Annotated in this window: 1 protein-coding gene; it reads right to left on the bottom strand. The window is 31.7% G+C overall.

The features are described from left to right. Position 1: 1 nt before the first annotated feature. The coding region (locus AJ886_RS03795) for an autotransporter outer membrane beta-barrel domain-containing protein (protein ID WP_261662477.1) at positions 2 to 1,942 on the bottom strand (1,941 nt) is incomplete at its 5' end.

Raw genomic sequence — 1,942 nt, forward strand, 5'->3', positions numbered from 1 at the left:
ATTACCAAAGATAATTAAACTGAGCAAATCCTGTATGGGTATTGCCATCTTTATCAAACATTCCATTATAGTTTAAACTAAAATAGAAAGCTTCATTAACAGGAACGATAAAAGAAGTACTTACAAATTTTTGTATTCTTGGTAAATAAAACTCATCACTTACTTTTACACTTCCAAATCTAGCCTCAGCTTGTGTTTTAGGATTGATATTAAACTTAGCTCCAAGTTCTACTGAAGTTTTTAAATTAGGCAACCAATCTCTAAACCAAGTAAAGCTTGTTTTAGTAGAGAAAAGATTTAAATAGTTTGCATAGGTTCTTTCTCCACCTTTAACTGTTGCTTGTCCTATAGTATCTTTCATAGAAAAAGCTTCAGTATAGCCTCCTTCATAAGCAAGACCTATTTCAGGGGAGAATATATCTTTATCTTTAATAAAATTCATACCTAAGGCTGTATTGACTCCATAAGCATAAGAATTAGGTTCAGCTTTAGCTTCATTATTTCCTATTTTTTTAGTTAAATCATTTTTAATCAAAGCAGCTTTACCTTGAGCTTTGATATAAACTTCTTGACCTTTTTCTGTAGTAAATAAGGTATTAAAGTATTTTAAACCTGCATAATAGGTTCTATTATTAATATCAAAATAAGTTGAACCCATTTTTGTATCTTCATAACCTGCATACACACCATATATTCCACTGTCTTTTAAAGTAGAATAACCTATAATGGTTCCTTTAGTGTGTCCTTTACTTTCTTCATTTAAAGAAAGTTCAACATTCTGTGAAGAAGCATAAGGAAGGATGAATAAAGAATGTTCTTTATTAGAACCATAGCTTCCATTATTTAAATCACTCTTTATATAATCACTTGCATCCGCATATAAATTACCCTTTTCAGACATAGCAATGCTTTGAGACTTACTTGAAGAAGCTAAAGCAAAGCTTTGCATAGAATTACCCATAACATTGTCTATAAAGGTAGATCTTCTTGAAGTAGTAGAGATTAAAGATCTAAAGGTTGCACCTGATATGGAAGCATTAAGATTAAAATCTGTAGTAAGCTTTCCTGTTATTGGATCAAAGCTTAAAGATATTTCTCCACCTCCATTGGTTCCTATATTGCCAATATTGCCTTGATTAACACCTGAGATGATATTGTTTATATTATCAAGTTGTCCTAGATCGAGATTACCCTCATCTATAGTGATTTTATCAGCACTTACATTTCCATTTCCACCTACAATTATAGTGTCTAATTTACCTGTATCTTTATCTGTAGTAACAAGCCAATCTTCTATGACTATGCTACCAGATCCGCTATTAGTTAAATGATTGCCACTATTATCTTTATCTATGGTTCCTTGGTTATTAACAAAGATGGTTCCACCACCTTCATTTTTAATACCACTTGTAATAGTCGCATCAGAATCATTTTTTAAACTTAAATTATTATTACTTCTATTGAAGATATTACCATAAATAATTCCATTGTCAGTATTTAAAATACCACTTCCTTTTGCAGAAGCAATAAGACCTTCATTTTCAATAGTGATTCCGTATTCTTGTTTTTCTTGTCCTTCTTTTCCAATGGTTCCAGTATTTATAATACCCCCATTACCACCTTGGATAGTTCCAGATACATTGATGCTAGTATTTACTTGCTTACCGCCACCTATATAAATACCTGCATTACCACCTTCTAATCTACCCCCTGCTTTAACTTCAATGCCTTCACCCTCAATACCATTTTTACTTCCATCTATATGGATTGCATCATTGCCTGCTTTAATAACACCACCTTTTTCTATAGTGATTTTACCAATATTAACGGGCTTTTTATTTGTATCAAATGCATAAAAAGTTATACCATTGTTGCCTGCTTCTATAGTTCCTTTATTTGTAAGGGTTTCTATCTTGTTGCCATCACCTATGAAGATAGCATT

It is taken from the genome of Campylobacter sp. BCW_6465 (genome assembly GCF_001762815.1).
In the GTDB taxonomy this organism is placed as follows: Bacteria; Campylobacterota; Campylobacteria; order Campylobacterales; family Campylobacteraceae; genus Campylobacter_D; species Campylobacter_D jejuni.